Source organism: Streptococcus sp. SM5, assembly GCF_027497975.1.
The window spans coordinates 64,184-88,189 of the sequence record NZ_JAJNSC010000008.1; the positions used below are offsets into that span (position 1 = coordinate 64,184).

The following is a 24,006-nucleotide window of genomic DNA, read 5'->3' on the forward strand; positions in this document are numbered from 1 at the left end:
CATTTTCACTTGAATCTGAGGCCTTTTGGAAAATAATTTTTCAAAACATTTCCAGTCACCTTAGCAAAGCCCAAACCATTGCCTTGAACCAAAACTTGGTACCAACCATTTGGCAGACTTTCCGCCAGCTGGACAGTCTCTCCAGCCGCATACTTTACAAACTCTTCTTGGTCAATTTCAACCGACTGTTTGACCTGACTCGGTTTCAAGGCTAGACCAAGAGCAAAACTAGGCTCAAAGCGTTTCTTCTTAAAAGTGCCCAGATGCAGGCCATTGCGAGCAATCTTGAGTTTCCCTAAATCTGGCAAGAGTTCTGGCAAGAGATAGAGTTGATCCCCAAAAGTCTGCAAGATCCCTCTTAGATTGACCTTCAAGTGTTTTTGGGCAAATTCCTGCCACAAGGCAACTTGTTCTCGGCTGAGATTACTCTTACTTGCCTTATATTTCGGTGCTGGATTTTCACCCTTAAACTGTAGATGAGCTACAAACTGACCCTCTCCCTTAAAATGGTGAGGATACATCCGAGCCGTTTCTGGCAAGTCAATACCAGCTACCATTCCATTGATATGCTCTACTGGTAGCAAATCAAAATCATACTCTTCCAGCAGCCAGTTGACAATATCTTCGTTTTCCTCAGGTGCCCAGGTACAGGTTGAATAAACCAGACGACCTCCCTCTGCTAGCATGGTCACTGCATCTTCCAGAATTTCTCTTTGCAAACTAGCACATTGACTCGGATAATCTAAGCTCCAATAGTCCATAGCATCTGGTTGCTTACGAAACATCCCTTCACCAGAGCAAGGAGCATCAAGGACAATGAGGTCAAAATAGCCTTTAAAAACCTTGGCCAAGCGGTCAGCAGATTCATTGGTCACCACAACATTTGTCGCTCCAAAGCGCTCCATGTTTTCTACTAAAATCTTAGCCCGTTTGCTTGAAATTTCATTGGAAACAAGGAGACCCTCCCCTGCTAGATAGGCTGCCAGCTGAGTTGATTTTCCACCCGGTGCAGCAGCCAAATCCAAGACTTTCATACCAGGACTGGGCTGGGCTACCTGAGCAACCATCTGAGCAGCGGGTTCTTGCGAATAAACCAAACCTGTAGCATGCTCAGGCGATTTCCCTGAAACCTTCCCATAGTGGCCCCAAGGGGTTTGAGGAATGGCATCAGAAAAGGAAACTGGCGCTTCTTTTAAAGGATTAACCCGAAAGGCAGAAACCGCTTCCTCCTCAAAAGAGGCAAGAAAATCTCTTGCCTCATCTCCTAGTATCCCTTCATATTTTTCAACAAATCCTTCTGGAAATTGCATTTAAGTTCTTTTCCTTTCGTAAATATAGGACTGAATTTCCTCCTGCATCTCAAGAGGCACCATCATGACTGGCTGTCTGGTTTGAAAATCAAGCGGTTGACCAGATAGGGTCACAACCCGATAGCCCAGATTTTCCCCTAAAATACTAGCCGCAGCATAATCCCATGGTTGCAGATAGGTAACATAGGTCAACAAACGCCCTGACAAAATCTTGGCAAAACTAATGGCCGCACTTCCATAGACACGAACACCAAGAACCGCTCGGCTCAAATCAGCCAGCCCCCATTCATTGGTTTCCAGCATACCACTATTTCCTGCAATGAGAAAATCTCCAAGTGGTTTGGCTTTAAAGGGAGCTAGGGGTTTATCATTTCGACAAACCGGAAACTTACCACCACCGTGATAACAATCCCCCTTGACCACATCATAAATCAAACCAAATTGCCCTTGACCATTCTCAAAATAAGCCATCATGACAGCAAAATCTTCCTGCTGGGCTACAAAATTATTGGTCCCATCAATCGGATCAATGACCCAAACCTTGCCCTCTTGAACTGAAGCTCGCAAACAGCCCTCTTCAGCACAAATCTTATCCTCAGGATAACGAGACAAAATCTCACTAACCAAGAATTCCTGAACTTCCTTGTCCAGTCGGGTCACCAAGTCTGTCGGAGAGGACTTGGTCTCAACACGTAAGTCTTCCTGCATGTGGTCAAGGATATACTGGCCTGCTTTCTTAATTAGCTCTTTAGCAAATTCAAATTTACTTTCCAAGAGAAATCTTTCCTTCCCCTTTTTCCTTGGCCGCCTGAACCGCTCGATAAAGCGAATAGCCACTAACCGTTTCAAATTCTCGTCCCAAACGTTTTTCTTCGCTCTTACTTGGCACGACCGCTTTGAATCCCTTATAGGAGTCCAGTAACTTTTTAGCCTCTACCTTGCCTTCATAGGCAGCTTCAACATCATTAAAAAAAGAAAGCACTGAAGCAAGTTCTTCAGTGCTCCACGACAAATCTAGTGGGTAACTATACTGTTTGTTCATTAACTAATACCAGCTCTCATTCTTGCTTCTTTTAGTTCTTGCTTACGGTAACTACGAGGGAGAAAAGCACGAATCTCATCTTCATTAAAACCAATTTGCATACGTTTGGCATCAATAATAATTGGACGACGCAAAAGACTAGGATACTGCTCAATCAAATGAAGCAATTCCGATACTGAAATACTCTCTACATCAATATCTAATTTTTGAAAAATTTTTGAACGAGTTGAAATGATGTCATCAGTACCATTTTCGGTCAAGGAAAGAATGTGTTGCAATTCTTTTCTCGTTAAAGGACTGGTCATAATATTGTGTTCCTCAAAGGGAACCTTATGTTTTTCTAACCAGGCCTTTGCCTTACGACATGAAGTACAGCTCGGTGATAGAAATAGTGTAATCATGCTTTTCTCTTCTTATCTATACTTTGCTAATTCTATTATACAAAAAAATAAAGCGCTTGACTAGAGATTTTTAGAAAAAAAGCCTATTTTTTCAAGAAAAATAGACTGTTTGCGAACGATTAATACATTTCTGATTTAGTTAATTCACTCTTAACAATAGTTTCGAATTACATACCTAATTTATACATGTGAAATAAGAACATCTTTCGTTTCACTTCCTACGACTTTTTAGATAAAGATAGCCAAAGAAGCTTTCATAGAGGGCAAAAAAGAGGAGGAAGGCATGGAGGAAAAAGGTTTCTGGCAAAATCAGAATAACTGGATCCTTGGCTGGGTCAAAAAGCCAAGTATCATCTCCCACAAAAAGAATTTGATGGAAAAGAGTGAAGAATTGGTCAAAACCAATCAAAACTCCTCCAAGTCCAATCAGCAAAGGCAAAAGCACTAGAGCCAGAAGCCCCCTACTAAATAAAGATAAAAAGCCCTTTTTCACAATCTTATTGGCAAAGAAATAGAAGCTTGGTAGTGTCACTAGAGCTACTAGCTGAACAAAGTGGAAGAGGTCCTTGACCACCGCAAAGTGGTGCAGACCAGCTGCTGACGAACGAAAATCAGGCATCTGCAAGACTTGACTAAAAGGATTGGTCAGGTAATTCATCAAGATATGAAAGTTGTACTGAATGGTTTCTGGTTTTAGATAGACTCGATCCGTCAAGTTCAGACACTGAATTTCCAATGGATAAACAATCCAAGCCAGATAAATAGTCAGAAGGATTGAGAGGGAGAGGAGAAAGAGCATAGAGGCCCAAAAGGTCAGTTTAGTTTTCATCAAAATCCCACTCCGCAAGGCTAGAAACCACATGAGTCGGTGCGATTGGCAGGTCTGCTACTTCTTCTGCCTTAGTAAAACCTGTCGTCACCAAGAGCGTTGGAATGCCATTGTCAATCCCTGCTCGAATATCTGTTAAATAGTTGTCCCCAACCATAATCAACTCTTCACGTTCCAAGCCTAAGTGCTCAACTGCCTTGTCCATAATGATGGCATTTGGTTTTCCGATATAAACAGGCTTTACTCGTGTTGCCACTTCAAGAAGGGTAATCAGTGAACCAGCCCCCGGCAAAAGCCCACGTTCTGTAGGGATGTTGAGGTCAGGATTGGTTCCGATAAAGTGGGCACCTTTTTGAATAGCTAGAGTTGCTGTCGCAAATTTTTCATAGTCAACTTGCCAGTCCAGACCTACTACCACATAGGCAGGATTATCCTTGTCTTCCACATAACCAGCTGCCTTGATGGCTTCCTTGAGCCCTGCTTCTCCGATGACATAGACGGTCTTTTCAAGCCCCAAGTCGTTCATATAGTCGATCGTTGCCAAAGTCGCTGTGTAGACAGTCGATCGGGGCGTATCGATATTAAAATTCTGAGCCAACATCTCTTGAACACTCTCTGGAGTGCGGGTTGTATTGTTTGTTACAAAAAGATAAGGGATATCCCGCTTTTGCAATTCATGGACAAAAGTCTCTCCTGCTGGAATTCGATCCTTCCCCTTATAAATGGTTCCGTCTAAATCAATTAAATAGCCTTTGTATTTCATACTTTCTCCCTAATCCTTTTTTATTTCTTGCCAAGTGATGATTGCTTGGGCATTGGTAGCCCCGTCGCTTGTAATCTCATGCTTGCTTTCCAGTCCAGTCCGTTCAACAGCCGATGTAATCACCCCACCTGGTCGAACTTCCTTGACATACTTGAGGTTGATTTTCTTGGGAATATATTGGGTCAAAAAATCAGCTCCCATAACCTCAAAAATCCAGTCCAGATACTTACTGTTATTAACATGACCATTCATATCTAAGTCGTAAAAACGGACATGGTAATCCTTGCTGACTGGCTCGTTCAATGACTCATACTTTGGTCCACGGATAAGTTTTTTATCAAAATCAGACTGGTAAGGAGCCACAATCTCAGGTTCGACAACATGAACTCTTCGACTGTCTCGGTCCATGAGAACAAAGGTCGCCATCATGTGAATGAGCTCCTGCCCCGTTTCATCACAAATGGTAAAGCGACGGTAGCAAAAGAGTCGATTGTAACTCAGGGCTTCCGTTTCGATGGTGATTTCTTCCGCAAAACGAGGCAAACGAACCACCTCAATATCATAGTCTGTGATAATCCAGACCAGATTATAGTCTTCCAAAATGGCCTTATCACTAACTCCCAACTCAATCGACTGCATCCCTGAAACTTGCAGGGATAACAAAATCACATCTGGAAGTTTAACATGACCATTCATATCAGCCATATCAAAAGGAATTTTCATTTTCATTTGATAAGTTAAGCCCATGATCCTACTCCAAAATAAATCGTTCTGCTACGGTGTCTCCCAAAAAGAGACCTCTTTTTGTCATGCGCACGCGGTCACCCTCTATTTGCATGAGACCTTGTTGAACCAAGTCTCTGACAATTTCTCCATAAAGTCCATCAAAAGACCGACCAAATTTTTCCTCAAATCGCGCCATGGAAACCCCTGATTTCTTGCGGAGACCTAGGAACATTTCTTCTTCCATTTGCTCCTTTTGACTCAGGTGCTCTTCTGTGATGCGCGCATTGCCTTTTTCAACCGCATTAAGATAATGACGAATGGGACCATGATTCTTATAGCGAACTCCATTGACATAACCAGATGCCCCAGCACCGATGCCATAGTATTCAGCATTGTCCCAGTACATGAGATTGTGGCGACTTTCAAAACCAGGCTTTGAGAAATTGGAAATCTCATAATGCTCAAAACCAGCTCGCTCCAGCTCTGCAATGATGTACTCAAACATCTCCGCTTCCAGCTCCTCCTTAGGTAGAGGCAATTTCCCTCGTCGCATGCGGTTCATAAAGACCGTATGATTTTCCAAAATTAAGCTATACAAACTCATATGGGGAATATCAAGTCCAATGGCCTTAGCCACATTTTCCTTGACCTGCTCCATGGTCTGACCAGGCAACGCATAAATCAAATCGATGGAGATGTTGTCAAAACCAGCCAGTTTAAGGCGGTCGATATTTTCATAAATGTCCTTCTCCAAATGACTGCGCCCAATCTTTTTCAACATCTTGTCGTCAAAGGTCTGCACGCCTAGCGAAACACGGTTGACAGCCGAGTTTTTCAAAACAGCAATCTTATCCGCATCCAAGTCGCCTGGATTAGCCTCAATAGTCAACTCTTCTAAAACAGACAGGTCCAAGTTTTTAGTCAATCCCTTCAATAACACCTCCAGTTGCGAAGCTGACAAAGCTGTCGGTGTGCCACCACCGATGTAGAGGGTTCGCAACTTTTGAATATCATAAGATTGAAACTCTTCTAACAGATGTTCCAAATAACTATCTACCGGCTGATTCTTGATAAAAACTTTTGAAAAGTCACAATAATAACAAATCTGGGTACAAAATGGGATGTGCACATAGGCTGACGTTGGTTTTTTCTGCATAGTAATTATTATACCACAAAGACACGCTACGAGAAAAAAATCACCATCCCCAGACACATAGTCCGTCCAGAGATGGTGATGGTTTATTCTTCTGTTATGTCAATAACAATCTCTTCTGATTCATCAAGAGTTTCGGCCTTTTCTTGCCATTGCTCCTTGAGATTATTGAATCGATCTTTTGATGCTTCTGTCGCTTGGCGAGCACATGATTTGGCTTGAGCAAGTACACTGTCCACAGTGATTTCACCTGACTCAACCTGTTCTTTGGTTTTAAGAACAAAATCTGTAGCCTGCTCCTTGACTTCTGTTAGTTTTTCACAGACCTGCTCCTTGGCATACTCAGGATCTTCTCGCAAATCATCCAGAAAATCTTGAGCCTGACTGCAAACTTGTTTGCCCTTGTCACTTGTTAAAAACAAGGCAAGAGCTGCACCTGAAACGGTTCCTAAAAGGATTGAGGATAGTTTACCCATAAGGATTCTCCTTTTTTATTTTTTGAAAAATTTACTTGCGACACGTAGGGCTGACAAACTTGCACCAGTCTTAAGTGTTTTTGAACCAGCCGATGAAGCTTTCTTGCTCAAGACACGCGCATGATTATTGAGGTCTGAAACAGATAGAGATAAATCTGCAACGGCACTAAAGAGTGGATCAATCGTTGCCACCTTAACATTGATATCATCTGCCAAAACATTGACCTTAGCCAGCAATTCATTGGTATGATGCAAGGTCACATCTACATCTGAAGTTAAGGTTTTAATCGTCTTTTCTGTTTCATCGATAACACGTCCAAGCTTTTGTACAGTAATAATTAGATACACTAAAAAGACAATCAAAGCAAGGGCTACAAGAATATATGCAACTTCTAACATTTAGTTTTCCTCCTCAGAAATATAGTAAGGGGCTTTCTTTCGATTTTGATAGAGAATGATAAAAATACCGAGACCGATAAGAACAACCGAAAGCCATTGAGACACTCGAAGTCCAAAGAACATGAGGCTATCTGTCCGCATGCCTTCGATGACCATACGACCAAAACCATACCAAATCAAGTAGAAAGCAGTGATATGACCTCGTCTGAGACTCTTCCATTTTCGTCTGAATACCAAAATCAAGGCAAAGCCAAGCAGATTCCATAGAGACTCGTAAAGGAAGGTCGGTTGACGGTAGCTTCCCTCAATATACATCTGGTCACGGATAAAGCCAGGTAGATAATCCAGATTATCCACTGCTGCACCGTAGGCTTCTTGGTTAAAGAAATTGCCCCAGCGACCCAAACTTTGGGCAATCATGACGCTAGGCGCCGCAATGTCTAGAAAATCCCAAGTATTAATGAGTTTACGATCAGCAAAGATATAGAGTACAATAGCCCCAGTTATCAAACCACCGTAAAAAGCCAAACCACCATTCCAAATGGCAAAAATTTCTCCCAAGTTCTGACTATAGTAATCAAAACGGAAAATAACATAATAGAGACGAGCTCCTAAAATAGCCAGAGGAAAGGCTATCAAGATAAAATCTAAAATATCGTCTGGTATGATCTTCTTTCTAGGTGCTTCTTTCATGGTCAAATAAACCGCAAGAATCAAGCCTGTTACAATACACAAGGCATACCATCGAATGGCTAGAGGGCCTAGATGAATCGCAATTGGATCAAACATTAGGCACCTCCTCGTTTTGAGCAATGAGATTGGTCAAGCGTTCTTCGAACAAACGCGTCGCATCAAAGCCCATTTCCTTGGCACGATAATTCATGGCAGCAGCCTCAATCACGACAGAGATATTACGACCTGTTTTCACTGGAATGCGGATACGAGGAATGGCTACGCCAGAAATTTCTATTTCCTCTGCATTGTTTCCAAGACGATCAAAAGTTTTATGTGTATCGTAATTTTCCAAATAAACAGCCAGCTGGACTTGTGAAGAATCCTTGACGGCACTCGCACCGTAGAGGCTCATGACATCGATAATCCCAACCCCACGAATTTCAATCAGGTGTCTCAAGATTTCAGCTGGTTCACCCCAAAGAGTAATCTCATCCTTGGCAAAGATATCGACACGATCATCGGCTACCAAGCGGTGACCACGTTTGACAAGCTCTAGACCTGTCTCACTCTTACCGATGCCACTATCACCTTGAATCAAGACACCCATTCCATAGATATCCATCAAGACACCGTGCACACTGGTCCGTTCTGCTAAACGTGAATCCAGATAACTAGATAACTCTCCAGATAAACGACTGGTTGCCGTACGGCTGGTTAAAATGGCAATCTTACATTCTCTGGCTGCCTTTAGCATCTCCTCTGGAACCACCAAACCACGAGCAACAATGACCGCAGGTGTCTCAGGTAGAAACATTTTTTTCAAGACTTGGTAACGGTTGTGAGAGGACATCGAAACGAGATAGGACCACTCCTTCATTCCCAAGAGTTGGATTCGCTCAGGCGTATAATAGTCAAAATAGCCCGTCATTTCAAGACCAGGTCGCGTAATGTCCGCGGTATTAATTTCCTTTTCAAGTAATTCTGGTTCGCCATAGACAATGTCTAGTCTGAGCTTTTCAATCACTTCTTTTACTAAAACCGACATCATTTCCTCCTTCAATCGAGTTCTTTTTACTATTATATCAAATTGTCCTTAGAAGTTTCAGATTTTTGCAGGCTTTGAAGTATTTATTTATACTCAATGAAAATCAAAGAGCAAACTAGGAAACTAGCCGCAGGTTGCTCAAAGCACTGCTTTGAGGTTGTAGATAAGACTGACGGAGTCAGTCACATATATAATCCAAGGCGACGTTGACATGGTTTGAAGAGATTTTCGAAGAGTATTAAAAGAAAAAAGACTAGATTTCTCCAGCCTTTCATTTCTAATTAGAATTTTTTACGTTTACGAGCTGCTTCTGATTTACGTTTACGTTTTACAGAAGGTTTTTCATAGAATTCACGTTTGCGTGTTTCTTGAAGAGTACCAGCTTTAGTAACCGCACGTTTGAAACGACGAAGTGCGTCGTCAAGAGATTCATTCTTACGTACTACTGTTTTAGACATTTTTTTCACTCCCTTCAAGTTCAAGATCTATTCTATTTTACACGTAAAAGGAATAATTGTCAAGAAAAAATGCGGTTTAATTTTGATTTTTTTGCCATTTATACAAGAGTTTAAAGCACTCAGATAGAAGAAACTGAAGGGTTTCGTTTTTTATTTTTCAAGTAGGCTGAGCGCTTCAGCATCTGCAATGATGGTCACATCAGGGTGATTTTGCAGGCTACTTGCTGGTAGACTCTCAGTCACTGGTCCAGACACTGTTCCGGCAATGGCTTCTGCTTTCGACTCACCGTAAGCAAAGAGAATAATTGACTTGGCATCCAAGATATTTTTAATCCCCATTGAAATGGCTTGAGTTGGGACGTCTTCAATCTTGTCAAAGAAACGTGCGTTTGCTTCAATAGTAGACTTGTCAAGTTCTACAAGGTGAGTTTGACTGTCAAATGGAGTACCGGGTTCATTAAATCCGATATGTCCATTGCGACCGATTCCCAAAATTTGGAGGTCAACTGGATGGTCAGCCAAAACTTGGTTGTAGCGTTCAACTTCAGCTTCAGCATTGTCCTTAACCCCACGAGGCAAGAAACTTTCTTTAAACGGTTTTTGGTTAAACAAGTTTTCTTGCATGAAGTAACGGTAAGACTGTGGATTATCTCCATCAAGTCCTACATACTCATCAAGGTTCACACTGGTTAAATTTGAAAAATCAAGGTCACTCTCAACAATTTCCTTGTAAAATTCAAGTGGGCTACTTCCAGTCGCAAGTCCTAGGGTTTTAGCGCCGTTGGCTATTTTTTCCTTCAAAATCTCAAAAGCAACTTTTCCACCTTCGATTTGGTTTTCAACTTTAATGACTTTCATCTTTTCATCCTCCGCTTTAATCTATATTTATTATATGGTATAGACCAATTTTTGTCAAGTGAAAACGATTTAATTTTCAAAAAAAGAGCGACTATACTTGAAACATGTTATAATGGATAAGATTAGAACTTAGAAAGAATGAACAAATATATGAATACAGCTGATTTTGATTTCCACTTACCCGAGGAATTGATTGCCCAAACGCCTCTTGAAAAACGGGACGCCTCTAAACTCCTCATCGTCAACCGTGAGACGGGAGAAATGCAGGATAAACACTTCCACTCTATTATTGATATGCTGGAACCTGGTGATGCTCTTGTTATGAACGACACCCGAGTTCTCCCTGCCCGCCTCTATGGTCAAAAAGAGGAGACAGGAGGCCATGTGGAACTTCTCCTCCTTAAAAACACTAGTGGAGACGAGTGGGAAGTTCTGGCAAAACCTGCCAAACGCCTCAAGGTCGGCACTCGTGTCAGCTTTGGTGATGGTCGCCTCAGCGCTGTCGTTACGGAAGAATTGACCCACGGTGGCCGTATTGTCCGCTTTGAGTACCAAGGAATTTTCCTAGAAGTTTTGGAAAGTCTAGGAGAAATGCCGCTACCTCCTTATATCCACGAAAAACTGGATGACCGTGAACGCTATCAAACCGTTTACGCCAAGGAAAGTGGCTCTGCTGCAGCACCAACTGCTGGTCTTCATTTCACCAAAGAACTGCTAGCAGAAATCCAAGCTAAGGGTGTTCATCTAGTCTATCTGACTCTTCATGTCGGGCTTGGAACCTTTAGACCTGTTTCAGTTGACAATCTGGACGAGCATGAAATGCACTCAGAATTCTACCAACTTTCTGAGGAAGCTGCTGCCACCCTTCGCTCTGTTAAAGAAAATGGTGGTCGCATCATCGCTGTCGGAACCACTTCTATCCGTACCTTGGAGACTATTGGTTCCAAGTTTGATGGGCAAATCCAAGCAGATTCTGGCTGGACCAATATCTTTATCAAACCTGGGTATGAGTGGAAGGTCGTGGATGCCTTCTCAACCAACTTCCACCTGCCAAAATCAACTCTGGTCATGTTGGTTTCTGCCTTTGCCGGCCGTGAATTAGTCTTAGACGCTTATCACCATGCCATTCAAGAACACTACCGCTTCTTCAGTTTTGGCGATGCCATGTTTATCTATTAATTTATATAATCAAAAAACGCATATTATCAAGGTTTTATAAAGCCTGATAGTATGCGTTTTGTAATGGATAAAAAATGAGTTAATTTATTCTAAAGCTCGTATCTTTCAAGCTCTGGACACTGGCATTGATCACCGCGCCGATAATCAAAATCTTAGCGATGAGAATAAACCAGAACATCATGACCACCACGACGACGGAACTGAAAAAACGCACGTCCACTAGGTGATTGACATAATTGTTAACATAGACTGAAAAGATATTGAGTAGTAAGACCAGGGTCAACAAGACAAAGGCACTACCTGGCAATACAGAGCGAATCCTTCGCACCTTAACATTGGGTAGAAAATAGTAGAGCATGACCAGGATGGCAAAAATCAAGGCATAGACCAAAGGGCCTGTTAGGTCTTGCAGATAATCAAAAAGAGGACTATCCGATTTCCAATAGCTTTTGACAAGGTTGAGGAGCATACGGCCAAAGACACTCAAAAACAGAGCTAAAGCAAAGAGAATCTGCAAGCCAAAACTGACAAACAAACTCATGAGTTGATGGGAAATCATTCCACGATTTTTTGATACTCCGTAAGCTTTATTAAAGGCTTTCTGCAGGAAATTCATAGATTTTGAAAAGGTCCAGAGGGCTGACAAAACCGCAAAACTCAATAAACCCGTTGACGGTTGGGTCAGCACTTCTGTAATGATCTTTGCGACCACATCATACATGGTATCCGGCAAGAATTCATTGACAACCTTTAAAAAATTAGAAACTGGAATCTGAAAATATGGGAGGATATTAACTACCACCAAAAGCAGGGGAAAAATCGAAATCAACCAATAGTAGGCTACTGCGACACTGGTTAACTCACTATCTGATGCTTGATAATAATGCAAAAAAGCTTTTAATAAGGGCTTATCTATCAGCTCTTTCCACCACTTCTTCATATCATACTCCTTCACTTATAATCTTGATTAATTTCTTCTTACCAATTCCATCATATCATAAGGCAGGGTATTGGCAGCTTCCTTCAAGGAATAGTTCTCTAGGTTATTTACATTTTGTCGTAACTTCTTGGCATACTTGGTCGTAATCAATCGTTTTTCTTCGTATTCGAAAATCAACTTGCGCTCCAGATAATAGCCTCTCAGCATTTCATCGATATTGTTGGGTTTGACACGATTGATAACCCGTTCGACAAAGGCACCACTGGTGATAATAGCTGTTTCTCTGAGACGAGAATCCTGCATGAAACTGATCAAAGAACTCTTATAAACCCCTTTTAGGTTCTCCAGACTTTCGATAATCATCTCTGTATTTTCTAGATAGAGCTCTGCAATTTGATCATAGTCAAGGGCTCTGAGTTTCTGTGATTCTTCATTTTTCCAACTGCGGAAGGTCTTGCCAAAGGTAAAGACTTCGTGAAGGAGAAAACGTAAAATCCGCAAGGAAACAAGGAAATAATAGGTCAAACGTGAAGCAAACTTACGATTGATACTTTGCTCCATGTTTTTCAAGTAACGTTGGTAGACTCGATAAGCACGCTCACTCATCTTGCCTTCTTCGTAAGCCTGTTCTAAACCATCACTTTCAATACTGAGGATAAGAAGTTTCAAGGCCTCCCAGTCTTCTTGAGCCCCCTTATTTTCTTGACTCAAGATAAGATTCTCTATTCGTCCATGGTAATTGTCAATGGCTGCATAGAGGGGGAGCTTATTTCTGGTATCTTCCAACTCTTTTTCCAACTCTATCGTTACTTCATTCAAAATGCCAATATGCATGAGATAGTCCTTACTTTCTTCCTGTTCATCAGAAAGATGAGGCAAGACTACGAGGCCTGTTAAAAAGCTTACAAGCGTCACACCTGCGACAAGGAAAAGCAAGAGAGGATACTCCTGTTCTAGATTACTTGGTATCAGAAGGATCGTAGCAATCGACACGGTTCCCTTAACACCTGAGAAAGTCAAAAGAAGCATGTCCTTCATATACTTATTCAGTTTTTTCTTGAGACGTCTAGTCCTATAGGCATAATAGCTATAAATCATGACAAAACGAATGGCAAAGAGGACAAAGGTAAGGGCTATAAGAGATACCAATAAAAGTAAGGGATTATAGATTGGATTGGTCAAGATAGGTTCTGCTATCATTTCCAACTCCATCCCTAAAATCACAAAGACAGAACCGTTTAGCATAAAATTCACTGTATGCCAGACCGTCTCGGTCACCGTATCCACCTGGGCTTCAAGGAGCGTAATTTTCTTAAAACGGCTTGCCTTTAAAATCCCAGCAACTACAACGGCAATAATTCCTGAAACGTGTACTTCTTCTGCTAGAAAGAAGGTTACCAAGGGCAAACTCAATTCTAATAAAAGTTCGCTGGCAATATCCGTTGCTCGTACACTAAGTAAAAAACTATGGAGGAAACGGTTGGTCATGGCTGTTAAAAAGCCAATCAAAAAACCGCCTAGGATTGAAAAGATGAGCGAACTACTCGCTTGCCCAAGGGAAAAGGCCCCAGTTGTCCAAACTGTCAAAGCTACCTGAAAGGCAACCAAGCCAGAAGCATCATTCAAGAGTCCTTCACCCTTAAGGATATTGGACACGCGCTTAGGAAAGCTAAACCGCTCCGAAAGAGAGGCAAAGGCTACCAAGTCCGTAGGGTCAAGGGCTGCCCCAACAGCCAAGCAAGCCGCCAAGGGAAGACTGAGCCAAAGAAGATGGGACAAGCCACCCAAACTCAGGGTCGAGATGAAAATCACTGGAAATATGAGATAAACAATGATTCGCCAGTGTTTTAAAATAGCCGTAATATCTGCTTCCTCCGACTCTCGGAAAAGCAAGGGCCCGATAACCAGTGCCAAAAACAACTCCGTATTGAGGTGAAAGTCGGTATTGGGTAAAAAAAGACCAATCACGATTCCCAAAAGAATCTGCACCAAAGGGAGAGGCAAAAAGGGCAGGAGCTTATTGGTTGTACTTGAGACAATCAAGACCAGTAAAAATAGGATAAGGTAAATCAGTAATTCCACGGACTTCCTCCTTAATTTTTTTTACAACAGGATTCAAATATCTCCTTCTGCTCTTTGATTTTTTGATCAATCTTGGAACAGTCTTTGTGCTCAATTTTTCTCTGGCACCGTTCCATCTCAAGAGCAACTAATTTTTTCTTGATTTTAAGCATTTTTTTGCTCATGTGTGCTTGGTCTAACACACCCACCGCTCGTTCATGGTGAGTTGATTCAACAAAATTCTGGCGCATGGCATCCAGCTTTTCACGTAGGTATTGTTTATCCATGTCTATATCTCTCTAATTTTTCAATCATTACTAAAAATGGTGGGTTGTTGACTTGGTTTAAAGTTCGGTAAATGGCAGCTGTGTACTCTTGTTGGTTCAACTGGCTAACAAAATTCAAGACAGCATCTCGCTCAATATCTCCTCCCTCATGACCATAGTAAATCATGATAGCAATCCGTCCCCCTTTGACCAGCAAACGACACAGCTTTTCTAAGGCTTCAATGGTAGTCTGAGGTTGGGTGATGACGGACTTATCAGCTGACGGCAGATAACCCAGATTAAAAATCCCTGCCTTGACTTCTGTCACAAACTGGTCCAGTGTCTCATGGCCTTGTAAGATTAACTGGGCATTTGTCAGGCCAGCTTGGTTCAAACGCTCTTGCGTCTTTTCCAAGGCTTGCTCCTGAATATCAAAGGCATAGACTTGCTTAGCTAGCTTGGCTAAAAAAAGCGTGTCATGACCATTTCCCATAGTCGCATCCACTACGATATCCTCTTTTGTCACTACCTCAGCTAAAAAATCATGTGCCATCTCAAGTGGTCTTTTCATTTTCAAACTCCTGTTTTACAGCCTTACATCCTTGAACGCTTCCACGACGTCGCATTTCAGTTTCAATAGCATTTAGCACTTCCCATTTATTGAGGCTCCACATAGGACCAATCAGCATATCTCTAGGTGCATCTCCTGTGATTCGATGGATGACAATATGCTTGGGAATGATTTCCAATTGGTCGCAGATAACCTTGACATATTCGTCCTGACTCATCAACTGCAAACGTCCTTCGTGGTAATCTCGTTGCATACGAGTATTTGTCATAAGATGGAGCAAGTGCAGTTTAATCCCTTGAATATCATTGTCCGTAACACAGCGGCGGACATTTTCAATCATCATCTCATGGGTTTCACCAGGAAGTCCGTTGATCAAATGAGAAACAATCTCAATCTTGGGATACTTTCTCAAACGCTTGACCGTTTCCACGTACAACTCATAGGAGTGGGCACGGTTAATCAGGTCAGAGGTTGTTTCATAAGTAGTCTGCAAGCCCAATTCAACCGTCACATGCATGCGCTCCGATAATTCAGCCAAATATTCAATGGTTTCGTCTGGTAAACAGTCTGGGCGCGTTCCAATATTGATTCCTACCACACCTGGCTCGTTGATAGCCTGTTCATATCGCTCCCGAATCACTTCCACCTTTTCATGGGTGTTGGTAAAATTTTGAAAATAAACCAGATATTTCTGAACATCCGGCCACTTACGGTGCATAAAGTCAATTTCCTTATAAAATTGCTCACGGATAGGCGCATCCGGTGCTACGATAGCATCTCCAGAACCTGAAACCGTACAAAAAGTACAGCCTCCATGAGCCACAGTCCCATCACGATTGGGACAGTCAAACCCCGCATCAATAGGGACTTTAAAGGTCTTTTCTCCAAAGAGTTTTCGATAATAATCATTCAAGGTATTATAAGATTTCATAACTTTCATTATAACAAAAAACATCTACAATCTCAAAAGCCTGACTTTCCTATAAATTCCTCTGTTTCTCGTTTCCATTAGCGATTTTTTATGATACAATATGGGTATGATTTTAATGAAATTAGCATCTATTTTATTATTGATACTGACCTTGGTCGTCTGCATTATCATAACCAAACTTTTTAGATTAAAAAAACTAGGACGAAACTTTGCGGATTTGGCTTTTCCAGTCTTGGTATTTGAATATTACCTTATTACAGCTAAAACCTTTACCCATAATTTCCTCCCTAGACTAGGCCTAGCCCTCTCACTCCTAGCCATTATTCTCGTTTTTTTCTTCCTTTTGAAAAAACGCAGCTTTTACTATCCTAAATTCATCAAATTCTTCTGGCGTGCAGGATTCTTATTAACCCTTGTTATGTATATCGAGATGATTGTTGAATTGTTCTTAATGAAATAATCGAATCCCTAAACATTTTCTAGGGATTTTTGCTTTCTCTACAAAATAGGATAGACAGTAACACTATACAACTTTATACAAAGAAAATCCCTTAGAAGCTTGCATTCTAAGGGATTAATCTTCTATCTAAGACAAGAGCTTCTCACTAGTCTTTAATGATAAAGAAGGTATCAAAATTTCTAATCTTCTTTTTTACCTTTAGTGGCTACTAATCCGGCACTCAAACCGAGAAGAGCTAAGCCTGCTGCTACTGCTGCTTGGCTTGCCGCACTTCCTGTATTTGGTAACTGCGCTTTGTTAGCTTGACTAGCTTCACTTGAAGCGATTGGTTTTGTAGCTGCTTTTTCTGACACTTGTGGTTTTTTAGCTTCTTGAGCTACTGGTTTGGTTGTTTCGCCAGCTGTACCGACTTCTATGATGCGATCTTGAGCCATAACTTTATCATAGCTATCCTTTTCAGTCCGCTTGCCATTTTCCACTTCGATCAAGTGAACACGGACACCTTGTTTTCCTTCTTGAATGACACGGGTTTCACCTAGATACAACTTATCAGACTTACGCTCCTGAACCTTGAAGTCAATGGTTTCTTCTTCGACTACAAGCTCTGGGCTATGAAGCACAAGATTTTTCACTTCGTCTTCTGGAATAGAGGTTCCTGGGTTGGTTCCCACTTCCACGATACGATCTTGTGCAGCAACTTTATCGTAAGTTTCTTTAAGCTGACGTTTTCCATTTTCTACTTCAATCAAGCGAACACGGACACCTTGTTTTCCTTCTTGGAGGACACGGGTTTCACCTAGATACAACTTATCAGACTTACGCTCCTGAACCTTGAAGTCAATGGTTTCTTCTTCGACTACAAGCTCTGGGCGATTCAAAACAAGATTTTTCACTTCGTCTTCTGGAAGAGAGGTTCCTGGTTTGGTTCCGACCAAGACGATGCGGTCTATTGGTGCCTCTACCACTTCATGGAGTTTTTCTTCCTTACTTCCATCAGAATTAATTGCTGTAAAGATACGTTCCTTACCAACTTTTCCTTCTTGTTCTACACGAGTCTCACCTAGATAAAGTGTTGAATCTTTTTTCTCAACTGTCTTGTAGGCCAAATCGTTTTCAACAAATTCAAGTTTTGGAAGTTCCTCCTGTACAGCAGCAACTGTCTTCTCAGAAACTGGTTTTTCCTTAGTCAACTGGATACGGTATTCCTTAACTTGTTTTCCACTTTCTGAAACGAGGCGAACAAGTACTGGAAGGCTGTCTTCTCCACTATCTACAACTGTTGAAGCTACTTGATTGGTTTCTTCAACTGAGACTTTTGGACGTTGACCTTTATAGGTAATTTGATAATCTTGACGATTTTCAGCGAAATTAGGAAGTTCTTTTCCATCTACAAGAATCTTCGATTGAGTACTTTCTTGAGGCAATTCACTTGGTGCAAGGAAGGTCATCTCAATCATCGCAACACCGCTCTTATCTGCTTTACGCTCCATACGCCATCTCATGGCTTTAGCTTTGACAGCTTTAAATGTTACGTTGATTTCATCTCCAGCTGCAATGTCTTTATCCGCACGATAAGGAACAGCTTCCCAATTTTCTGGATTGTTAAATGGATGTCCTGATTCGTAGGCTTGGTAGTTTGAATAGTAGGTAGGCACTTCAAAGTCTGGACCGACATAGCGCTCTAAAACAAGTTTAGAAGGCGCATCCGTACCACTATCTGCAAAGAAGTGAAGTTTGGCTTGCGCAACAGTCCGCTCTACAATCTTACCATTTTCACGGAAGATCACACCTGCTGATACTTCTGGGTTGGTAGACGGGCTTGCAGACCAGTTTGTCCAACGACGATTTTCAGAGTGATCTCTATCATTGATATAGTCTACACGGTCATGAGAACTGTCGTCAATATCATTAGTTGCTGAAGCAAAGGCCTGGTTACTGTTTTCATCATAGTTAGGGTTATCTGAAAGAGCCTCACCAAGTTTGTCTGTCACTCTTACAGTGAACTCAGCAGTAAGATTGCTACCAAGGACACGACCTCGAACAGTAAATTGACCTGCTTTTGTCAGATTTTCTGCTGGAACTTCTTCCCATTCAACTGTCAGGTCTTTTGTTTCGTAGCCGTCTTTACCTGTGAAGTATACCGGAACCTTAGTCGGCAATTCAAGTGGTTGCCCTAGTTGCAACAAGCGCGCTTGTTTAACCGCAGCAACTGGTTTACGAGAAAGTAAGTCTTTATCCTTAGTGAAGTGCAGACGGTATTCTCCTAATATGTCGCCATTTTCAGCTTTCGCGATGACACGAACTGGCTCACCTTCACGAACACTTGGAACGACGGTAGCGAGACCATTGTTGCTAACACTTGCTGTGACTGCGGGAACTTTTCCATCTACAGACTCAAGGTAGTAGTCTGTCAAATCAGGGTTGAAGTTTGCTAAGTCTTTGCCGTCAACTTGGATTCTTGTTTGTCCTTGTTTGGCTGCCGCAACTTGTTTCGCAAAGATTTGTACTTCTGTAATAGACGTTCCAAGTTTGTTGTCTGCTCTCACCATACGAATACGGACAGCATAGGTTTCAACTTTATCAAAGCTAAAGTGGTTCATTTCTCCAGCCTTGAGTTGAGCTGGAGCTTTGAGATTGCTTACCTCTTTCCAGTTTGCAGGATCGTTAAAGACATGTTCTTCATTACCTACAAAGCTAGGGTTTTTAGGAGCTGTTGGAACAGTCTTACCAACATAATACTCAATCACATAAGACTTCGGTGCACCAACTCCATGGTCTTCGTGGAATCCGACACTTAGATTATCAACTGAACGTTTGCTCAAGATACCTGAATCTCCGAACAGGACACCAACTGAAGCTTCTGGATTACTGCGATTCCAGTTTGTCCAACGATTGGCTGGTCGGTCGTTAAAGGAAATCAATTTATCGTTGACATTTGAAACAGGGTCGGTTGGATTTGAGTCTGAAGCAAAGGCAAGTGGCAATTCTGAACCGGTCCATTGGTCAGAAATGTTTGCACCTTGCTCAGTTTGAGCAGATACTCGAACATGAAGTTTAGTTGTTAATTGAGTACCTTCTAAGCGACCATTAACTGTAAAGACACCTTCCTTAGCGTATTGCTCTGGACGAATCGCATCCCATGCAACTTTAGCTGATGAAACGTGGCCATTTGAATCATATGTACGAACGCTTTCTGGTAATTGTGGTGCTTCTGCGATTGGAGTTGTCACACTGACTTCTTCAACTGAAACGATGCCTTCTACAGATACTTTAGCACGCGCTTCCAAGTCAATTCCTTCAACTTTACCTAGCACTTCAAAGCTTTGATAGTGGTCTAGTTTTTCTTTCGGAATAGCTTGCCAAGTGACTTTGTGAGCTTTAGGGAAACCTTTGTCATACTCAACCGTTACTGTTGACGGAAGAGTAGGTTCTTGGTGTAAATCTGTCACTACATTTACAGGACGGATGGATTGCGCAATCTTCTTCTCAGTATTTGCTTGTATAGTGAGATTGATTTGACCTGTAGCACCCTCATATTCAGCTTTCAGAGTAAGTGCTCCTGGTTTATGCAACTCAAGCATTCCTTTTCGGACTGCAACTTCCCCTTCACCGCTTGTAGAGAAGCTCACCTTATCAGCTGGTAATACAGCTTGCGTTCCATCTTGATAATGAGCTCGAACCGACAAGTTGACTGTTTGGTCTTCTTTGAGACCGTCAGCTTGCTCAACTTGTAAGCTCAAGTGGTCAATTTTCGGTGCTTCTTCAAGGAATTGAATCGCATAGGTTTGAAGAGGGCCACCATCTTTAGGCTGAACAAAGATGCTCGCACGCATGCCGTTTGCTGCGCTTGCTTGAAGAACTGTAACATCAGCATTTTCAGCACTTGCTGTGACTTTTGGCAATTGGGCACCATAAGCAAGAGTGCGGTATTGCATTGGTTGTTGACTAGTAAGCCCTGTTACTGCCTCACCACCAACAGTAACAGTTGGCACTACAGGTGCTGCAGCTTTTCCTTCTTCTACCACAAGGGTTGCATGAATAGTTTCTCCAGCTAACTGACCAGTCATTGGAATACGTGATCCAGCTACTGAAAGTTTGGCTTTATCTGCTTCCGCAATCTCCCAGCTATCTACTTCGTACTCTTGTACACTTCCATCTGTTACAAGTATTGACACATATTTATCTACAGTATTCAAGTCTGCTCCTGGAGCAACACGTTTAACTGTTGGTAATTCTTTCGCAATTGCTAGAACCTCGACACGAGCCTCTACCTCACGTCCATTTGCTGTACCTTTAACAGTCACAACTCCTGCTTGACTAACATCGACTTGAGACCAAGTTACTGGAAGTTTTTCACGACTACCATCGCTGTATACAAAACCTACTGTTTTCGGCATTTTTGGATCTTTACCAATTAATGTACGAACTCTTGCTACTTCTGTCCCTAAAACAGTTTTTTCTTGTCCTTCTTTTTTACCAGTAAAGACAGTTACTTGACTAGATTTCAAGAGATCTGAATGGGCTGTCAGTGTGAATTTACCTGCTTGTTCAGTTGATTTGACAATGGCAACACCTTTACCATTAAAGGCTTTACGAATCCAAGATCCATCTGCTTGCGCCTTATAGCGTTCACGGCTGGCTTGTTCCCCGTTATCAACACCGACAAGTTGGCCCTGTCCGTGCAATTGGAAGCGAACCAGATTATTGGCAGTTGGTACTACATTCCCTTGGCTGTCAACGATTTCATAGTAGATGTATGTCAAGTCTTTTCCATCTGCTGCGATTGCATGTTCTTCCTTGATAAGACGAACAGCCGCTGGCTTACCAGCAGTCGTAATCTTATCTCGAGCAATTTCCTTGCCAGATTCATCACGAGCAATTGCTTCCAAGGTACCCGGTTGATAAGCAACTTTCCATTCAAGATAAAGTTCATTAGCATTAGCACCTTCTTGGTAAGTTCGTCCATCGCTAGTTTGTTTTTTGTTGAATTTCTTCTCTCCTAGAGACTGGCCATTCAAGAACAATTCTACACTTGCAGCATTAGAATAAGCACGTACAGGGATTTTATTTTCCGCGTCTGCTACATTGTCTATCAACTCTTTGTTTTCCCAGTTCCAGTGAGGAAGAAGGTGAACCATTGGTTTTTTCTTGGCAGAAACCCATTGACTTTGGTAAAGATAAAAATCGTTTTTTGGAATACCTGCAGTATCTACTATACCAAAATAAGAGCTTTTAACCGGCGTGTTGTTTTGGTTGTGCCATGGAGTTGGTTCACCGATATAGTCCGTACCTGTCCAAATGAATTGACCAGCATAGCCAGCATTGTCACGGTCAAATGTCCATGAAGCAGTTGCCGTTTTACCCCAACCAACACGGTCATTTCCATAATCTGACTGTTCATAGTTACGCCATGACTGATTACTTTGTACCCACTCACGCTCTGGGTGGAAGTAACTTCCTCTTGTACGCGTTGCTGAAGATGTTTCTGACCCATAAATCAACCAGTTTGGATGCTTAGCTCTAAGGGCTTTGTGATTATCTTCAGAGTAGTTAAATCCAACAGCATCGAGTTCATCAGCAATTTTTTCATGCCCACCGCTACCATTACCGAAACGGAACTTATCTGCTCCCATGGTAACATAACGAGTCTTATCAACATCCTTGATAACTTTGACTAGACGTTTAACAGTCGCTAGAGAATGAGGATCCCCATTTGCTTCACCGATTTCATTTCCGATTGACCACATAAAAACAGCAGGATTATTTTTGTCTCTCTCTACCATAGTACGTAAATCGTAGTCGGACCATTTTTCACCTTTTTTAGCCTCAGGATGGGTAGCATCTTTTTCAAAGAAACGACCATAATCGTATGGTTTCTTTCCGCCATACCAAGTATCAAAGGCCTCTTCTTGAACAAGTAAGCCAAGTTCAGCTGCAATCTGTAAAGTCTGAGGACTTGCTGGGTTGTGAGTCGTACGAATCGAATTCACTCCCATTTCCTTCATCTGTTTCAGTCTACGGTACTCAGCCTTATAGTTTTCTTCTGCTCCAAGCGCTCCGTGGTCATGGTGCAAGGAAACTCCATGGAATTTAATGCGTTCACCATTCAAAGAGAAGCCCTCATTTGGAGTCCAGTTATAATATCGGTAACCAAACAGATCTTTCTTAGCATCAACTAATTGACCGTCCCGGTAAACACGTGTAACTAATTCATACAAGGCCGGTTTGTCATTTAAAACGGTCCAGAGTTTTGGTCTTTCAACTTCTAAGATCGCATCAAGACTAGTTACTTCATGTGCTTTCAAGGTACGGCTCTCTGTACGTACTAGACCTGTCACAGCCTGACCACCACGTTCAACGATTTGATATTCTGCTACAAGTTGATGGTCTTTGTCGTCCGTATTGACAATTTTGCTAGTCACATGAGTTTCAACCTTGCCGTGTTGCTGTTGTTCTAGTTTTGGCGTTAAGATGGTTGTCCCATTTTTCTCAACATGAACTTTATCTGTCACTTGTAAAGTCACATCACGGTAAATACCGCTACCTGAATACCAACGGCTACTTGGTTGTTTGTTGACTGCATGAACAGCAATTACATTCTCACGTCCATCTTTGTTCAAATAGTTAGTGATATCATATGAAAATTGGTTATAACCATTTGGATAATGACCCACTAACTGACCATTGACATAAACTTGGGAATCCATGTAGACGCCATCAAAAGTAAGGCGAACATTTTTCTTGAGGTCTTTTTCATCTAGTTTGAAAGTCTTGCGATACCAAGCTTCCCCACCGTTAAGCTGTCCACCTTCATTTTGTGCAGGAGATTCATGATCGAAATCATTAAAGATACTCCAGTCATGCGGTAAATCTAATTTTTTCCACGTAGATACATCTGCATCCGGTTTAATGGCTTCTTTAGAATTCGCATTGAGTTTAAAGTGCCAATTTTGGTTAAAATTCACTTTTCTGTCTTCAATCATTTGATTGACTTCTTCATTTGTCACAGCTTTAACATCTTCCTTGAGCGATTTTTCTTGACTTGAAGCTTGTGATTCTATCTTTGGAGCTTTTTCTTCAGATTTTGAAGATGCTTTTTCCTCTTTTGGAGTCACTGCTTCATCTTCTTTCTTCTCAGATGAAATAGACTCAGTGGCACTAGGTTGTTTTTGTGCTGTACTTTCGACTACATTTTTAGTTTCCAAAGCTTGATCAACCTTTTCTTCTACTATAGGATTTTCCTCTTTAGGTTTCTCAGCAGTACGAGTAATAGGTGTTTCATCCGCATTAACTACAGATTCTCCAGCTATATTTCCTGCGAATAGAACTGCACAAGTTCCAATCATTACTGAGCAAGCTCCTACAGCAAATTTACGAATGCTATAGACTCTTTTCCGATTCCAATGGCTTTTTTCCATAAAATCCTCCTTTTAGTAATCGCTTTCATTTTTATGTAAGCGCAT

21 protein-coding genes and 1 pseudogene are annotated in these 24,006 nt (G+C 41.7%); 2 read left to right on the forward strand and 20 right to left on the reverse strand.

Annotated elements, in window-relative coordinates:
- Positions 1 to 5 precede the first annotated feature (5 nt).
- The 14 genes and pseudogenes from PAN07_RS07690 to PAN07_RS07755 all read right to left on the reverse strand — a co-directional run bounded on the left by PAN07_RS07690 (position 6) and on the right by PAN07_RS07755 (position 10,135).
- A complete protein-coding gene (locus PAN07_RS07690; RefSeq protein ID WP_269797650.1) occupies positions 6 to 1,310 on the reverse strand; it encodes an RsmF rRNA methyltransferase first C-terminal domain-containing protein in 1,305 nt (434 codons plus the stop codon).
- A complete protein-coding gene (locus PAN07_RS07695) occupies positions 1,311 to 2,084 on the reverse strand; it encodes an inositol monophosphatase family protein (protein WP_269797651.1) in 774 nt (257 codons plus the stop codon).
- The gene (locus PAN07_RS07700; protein WP_001041974.1) at positions 2,074 to 2,352 is read right to left on the reverse strand and encodes a UPF0223 family protein; all 279 of its coding nucleotides are present in this window, start codon (positions 2,350 to 2,352) and stop codon (positions 2,074 to 2,076) included. Before PAN07_RS07700 ends, PAN07_RS07695 begins: the two co-directional genes overlap by 11 nt.
- Positions 2,352 to 2,753: a Spx/MgsR family RNA polymerase-binding regulatory protein gene (locus PAN07_RS07705; protein ID WP_000631254.1), complete on the reverse strand. Its 402-nt coding sequence runs from the start codon at positions 2,751 to 2,753 to the stop codon at positions 2,352 to 2,354. Before PAN07_RS07705 ends, PAN07_RS07700 begins: the two co-directional genes overlap by 1 nt.
- 211 nt (positions 2,754 to 2,964) lie before the next feature.
- Complete coding sequence (locus PAN07_RS07710) at positions 2,965 to 3,582, reverse strand: TIGR01906 family membrane protein (RefSeq protein ID WP_269797652.1); 618 nt, start codon at positions 3,580 to 3,582, stop codon at positions 2,965 to 2,967.
- Positions 3,572 to 4,345 carry a TIGR01457 family HAD-type hydrolase gene (locus PAN07_RS07715; protein WP_024057503.1) on the reverse strand — a complete coding sequence of 258 codons (774 nt, stop codon included), beginning with the start codon at positions 4,343 to 4,345 and terminating at the stop codon, positions 3,572 to 3,574. Before PAN07_RS07715 ends, PAN07_RS07710 begins: the two co-directional genes overlap by 11 nt.
- 9 nt (positions 4,346 to 4,354) lie before the next feature.
- A complete protein-coding gene (locus PAN07_RS07720) occupies positions 4,355 to 5,092 on the reverse strand; it encodes an acyl-[acyl-carrier-protein] thioesterase (protein WP_269797653.1) in 738 nt (245 codons plus the stop codon).
- 4 nt (positions 5,093 to 5,096) lie between these two features.
- Entirely contained in the window at positions 5,097 to 6,227 is a 1,131-nt protein-coding gene (gene hemW / locus PAN07_RS07725) for a radical SAM family heme chaperone HemW (protein ID WP_261082674.1), read from the reverse strand.
- 83 nt (positions 6,228 to 6,310) lie between these two features.
- The gene (locus PAN07_RS07730) at positions 6,311 to 6,700 is read right to left on the reverse strand and encodes a YtxH domain-containing protein (protein WP_000517381.1); all 390 of its coding nucleotides are present in this window, start codon (positions 6,698 to 6,700) and stop codon (positions 6,311 to 6,313) included.
- Positions 6,673 to 7,099, reverse strand: a pseudogene (locus PAN07_RS07735) (DUF948 domain-containing protein). The gene PAN07_RS07730 and the pseudogene PAN07_RS07735 overlap by 28 nt, the downstream one beginning before the upstream one ends.
- Positions 7,100 to 7,888, reverse strand: a complete 789-nt coding sequence (gene lgt, locus PAN07_RS07740) for a prolipoprotein diacylglyceryl transferase (RefSeq protein ID WP_265465188.1) — start codon at positions 7,886 to 7,888, stop codon at positions 7,100 to 7,102. It lies immediately after the preceding pseudogene.
- Positions 7,881 to 8,819: an HPr(Ser) kinase/phosphatase gene (gene hprK / locus PAN07_RS07745; protein ID WP_049516049.1), complete on the reverse strand. Its 939-nt coding sequence runs from the start codon at positions 8,817 to 8,819 to the stop codon at positions 7,881 to 7,883. Before hprK ends, lgt begins: the two co-directional genes overlap by 8 nt.
- A gap of 281 nt (positions 8,820 to 9,100) precedes the next feature.
- Positions 9,101 to 9,277 (reverse strand): 30S ribosomal protein S21, encoded by a 177-nt coding sequence (gene rpsU, locus PAN07_RS07750; RefSeq protein ID WP_000048054.1) that lies wholly within the window; start codon positions 9,275 to 9,277, stop codon positions 9,101 to 9,103.
- Positions 9,278 to 9,427: 150 nt separating this feature from the next.
- Entirely contained in the window at positions 9,428 to 10,135 is a 708-nt protein-coding gene (locus PAN07_RS07755; protein WP_261051036.1) for a glucosamine-6-phosphate deaminase, read from the reverse strand.
- A 150-nt stretch (positions 10,136 to 10,285) separates the two neighbouring features.
- Here PAN07_RS07755 and queA point away from each other — a divergent pair, with 150 nt between their 5' ends.
- A complete protein-coding gene (gene queA, locus PAN07_RS07760) occupies positions 10,286 to 11,314 on the forward strand; it encodes a tRNA preQ1(34) S-adenosylmethionine ribosyltransferase-isomerase QueA (protein WP_084947461.1) in 1,029 nt (342 codons plus the stop codon).
- A 79-nt stretch (positions 11,315 to 11,393) separates the two neighbouring features.
- Here the strand turns inward: queA and PAN07_RS07765 are convergent, their stop codons facing one another.
- Genes PAN07_RS07765 through PAN07_RS07785 form a run of 5 tightly spaced genes read right to left on the reverse strand, consistent with a single transcriptional unit; the run spans position 11,394 to position 16,092 of the window.
- On the reverse strand, positions 11,394 to 12,254 hold the full coding sequence (locus tag PAN07_RS07765; protein ID WP_020902460.1) for a YihY/virulence factor BrkB family protein: 861 nt from the start codon (positions 12,252 to 12,254) through the stop codon (positions 11,394 to 11,396).
- 27 nt (positions 12,255 to 12,281) lie between these two features.
- Entirely contained in the window at positions 12,282 to 14,336 is a 2,055-nt protein-coding gene (locus PAN07_RS07770) for a sodium:proton antiporter (RefSeq protein WP_269797654.1), read from the reverse strand.
- An 11-nt stretch (positions 14,337 to 14,347) separates the two neighbouring features.
- Positions 14,348 to 14,602: a hypothetical protein gene (locus PAN07_RS07775; protein WP_020902458.1), complete on the reverse strand. Its 255-nt coding sequence runs from the start codon at positions 14,600 to 14,602 to the stop codon at positions 14,348 to 14,350.
- Positions 14,595 to 15,152, reverse strand: a complete 558-nt coding sequence (locus PAN07_RS07780) for a class I SAM-dependent methyltransferase (protein ID WP_020902457.1) — start codon at positions 15,150 to 15,152, stop codon at positions 14,595 to 14,597. Before PAN07_RS07780 ends, PAN07_RS07775 begins: the two co-directional genes overlap by 8 nt.
- Entirely contained in the window at positions 15,136 to 16,092 is a 957-nt protein-coding gene (locus PAN07_RS07785) for a TIGR01212 family radical SAM protein (protein ID WP_025169866.1), read from the reverse strand. The genes PAN07_RS07780 and PAN07_RS07785 overlap by 17 nt, the downstream gene beginning before the upstream one ends.
- A gap of 91 nt (positions 16,093 to 16,183) precedes the next feature.
- Here PAN07_RS07785 and PAN07_RS07790 point away from each other — a divergent pair, with 91 nt between their 5' ends.
- Complete coding sequence (locus PAN07_RS07790) at positions 16,184 to 16,543, forward strand: DUF3397 family protein (RefSeq protein WP_020902455.1); 360 nt, start codon at positions 16,184 to 16,186, stop codon at positions 16,541 to 16,543.
- A gap of 179 nt (positions 16,544 to 16,722) precedes the next feature.
- Here PAN07_RS07790 and bgaA read toward each other — a convergent pair whose 3' ends face one another.
- The gene (gene bgaA / locus PAN07_RS07795; RefSeq protein WP_269797655.1) at positions 16,723 to 23,961 is read right to left on the reverse strand and encodes an LPXTG-anchored adhesin/beta-galactosidase BgaA; all 7,239 of its coding nucleotides are present in this window, start codon (positions 23,959 to 23,961) and stop codon (positions 16,723 to 16,725) included.
- Positions 23,962 to 24,006: the final 45 nt, after the last annotated feature.

Bases quoted from the DNA above. Each gene is read 5' to 3' on its own strand.
- PAN07_RS07690 (WP_269797650.1), bottom strand. From the start codon at position 1,310: ATGCAATTTCCAGAAGGATTTGTTGAAAAATATGAAGGGATACTAGGA.
- PAN07_RS07700 (WP_001041974.1), bottom strand. From the start codon at position 2,352: ATGAACAAACAGTATAGTTACCCACTAGATTTGTCGTGGAGCACTGAA.
- PAN07_RS07705 (WP_000631254.1), bottom strand. From the start codon at position 2,753: ATGATTACACTATTTCTATCACCGAGCTGTACTTCATGTCGTAAGGCA.
- PAN07_RS07710 (WP_269797652.1), bottom strand. From the start codon at position 3,582: ATGAAAACTAAACTGACCTTTTGGGCCTCTATGCTCTTTCTCCTCTCC.
- PAN07_RS07715 (WP_024057503.1), bottom strand. From the start codon at position 4,345: ATGAAATACAAAGGCTATTTAATTGATTTAGACGGAACCATTTATAAG.
- PAN07_RS07720 (WP_269797653.1), bottom strand. From the start codon at position 5,092: ATGGGCTTAACTTATCAAATGAAAATGAAAATTCCTTTTGATATGGCT.
- hemW (WP_261082674.1), bottom strand. From the start codon at position 6,227: ATGCAGAAAAAACCAACGTCAGCCTATGTGCACATCCCATTTTGTACC.
- PAN07_RS07730 (WP_000517381.1), bottom strand. From the start codon at position 6,700: ATGGGTAAACTATCCTCAATCCTTTTAGGAACCGTTTCAGGTGCAGCT.
- lgt (WP_265465188.1), bottom strand. From the start codon at position 7,888: ATGTTTGATCCAATTGCGATTCATCTAGGCCCTCTAGCCATTCGATGG.
- hprK (WP_049516049.1), bottom strand. From the start codon at position 8,819: ATGTCGGTTTTAGTAAAAGAAGTGATTGAAAAGCTCAGACTAGACATT.
- rpsU (WP_000048054.1), bottom strand. From the start codon at position 9,277: ATGTCTAAAACAGTAGTACGTAAGAATGAATCTCTTGACGACGCACTT.
- PAN07_RS07755 (WP_261051036.1), bottom strand. From the start codon at position 10,135: ATGAAAGTCATTAAAGTTGAAAACCAAATCGAAGGTGGAAAAGTTGCT.
- queA (WP_084947461.1), top strand. From the start codon at position 10,286: ATGAATACAGCTGATTTTGATTTCCACTTACCCGAGGAATTGATTGCC.
- PAN07_RS07765 (WP_020902460.1), bottom strand. From the start codon at position 12,254: ATGAAGAAGTGGTGGAAAGAGCTGATAGATAAGCCCTTATTAAAAGCT.
- PAN07_RS07775 (WP_020902458.1), bottom strand. From the start codon at position 14,602: ATGGATAAACAATACCTACGTGAAAAGCTGGATGCCATGCGCCAGAAT.
- PAN07_RS07780 (WP_020902457.1), bottom strand. From the start codon at position 15,152: ATGAAAAGACCACTTGAGATGGCACATGATTTTTTAGCTGAGGTAGTG.
- PAN07_RS07785 (WP_025169866.1), bottom strand. From the start codon at position 16,092: ATGAAAGTTATGAAATCTTATAATACCTTGAATGATTATTATCGAAAA.
- PAN07_RS07790 (WP_020902455.1), top strand. From the start codon at position 16,184: ATGGGTATGATTTTAATGAAATTAGCATCTATTTTATTATTGATACTG.
- bgaA (WP_269797655.1), bottom strand. From the start codon at position 23,961: ATGGAAAAAAGCCATTGGAATCGGAAAAGAGTCTATAGCATTCGTAAA.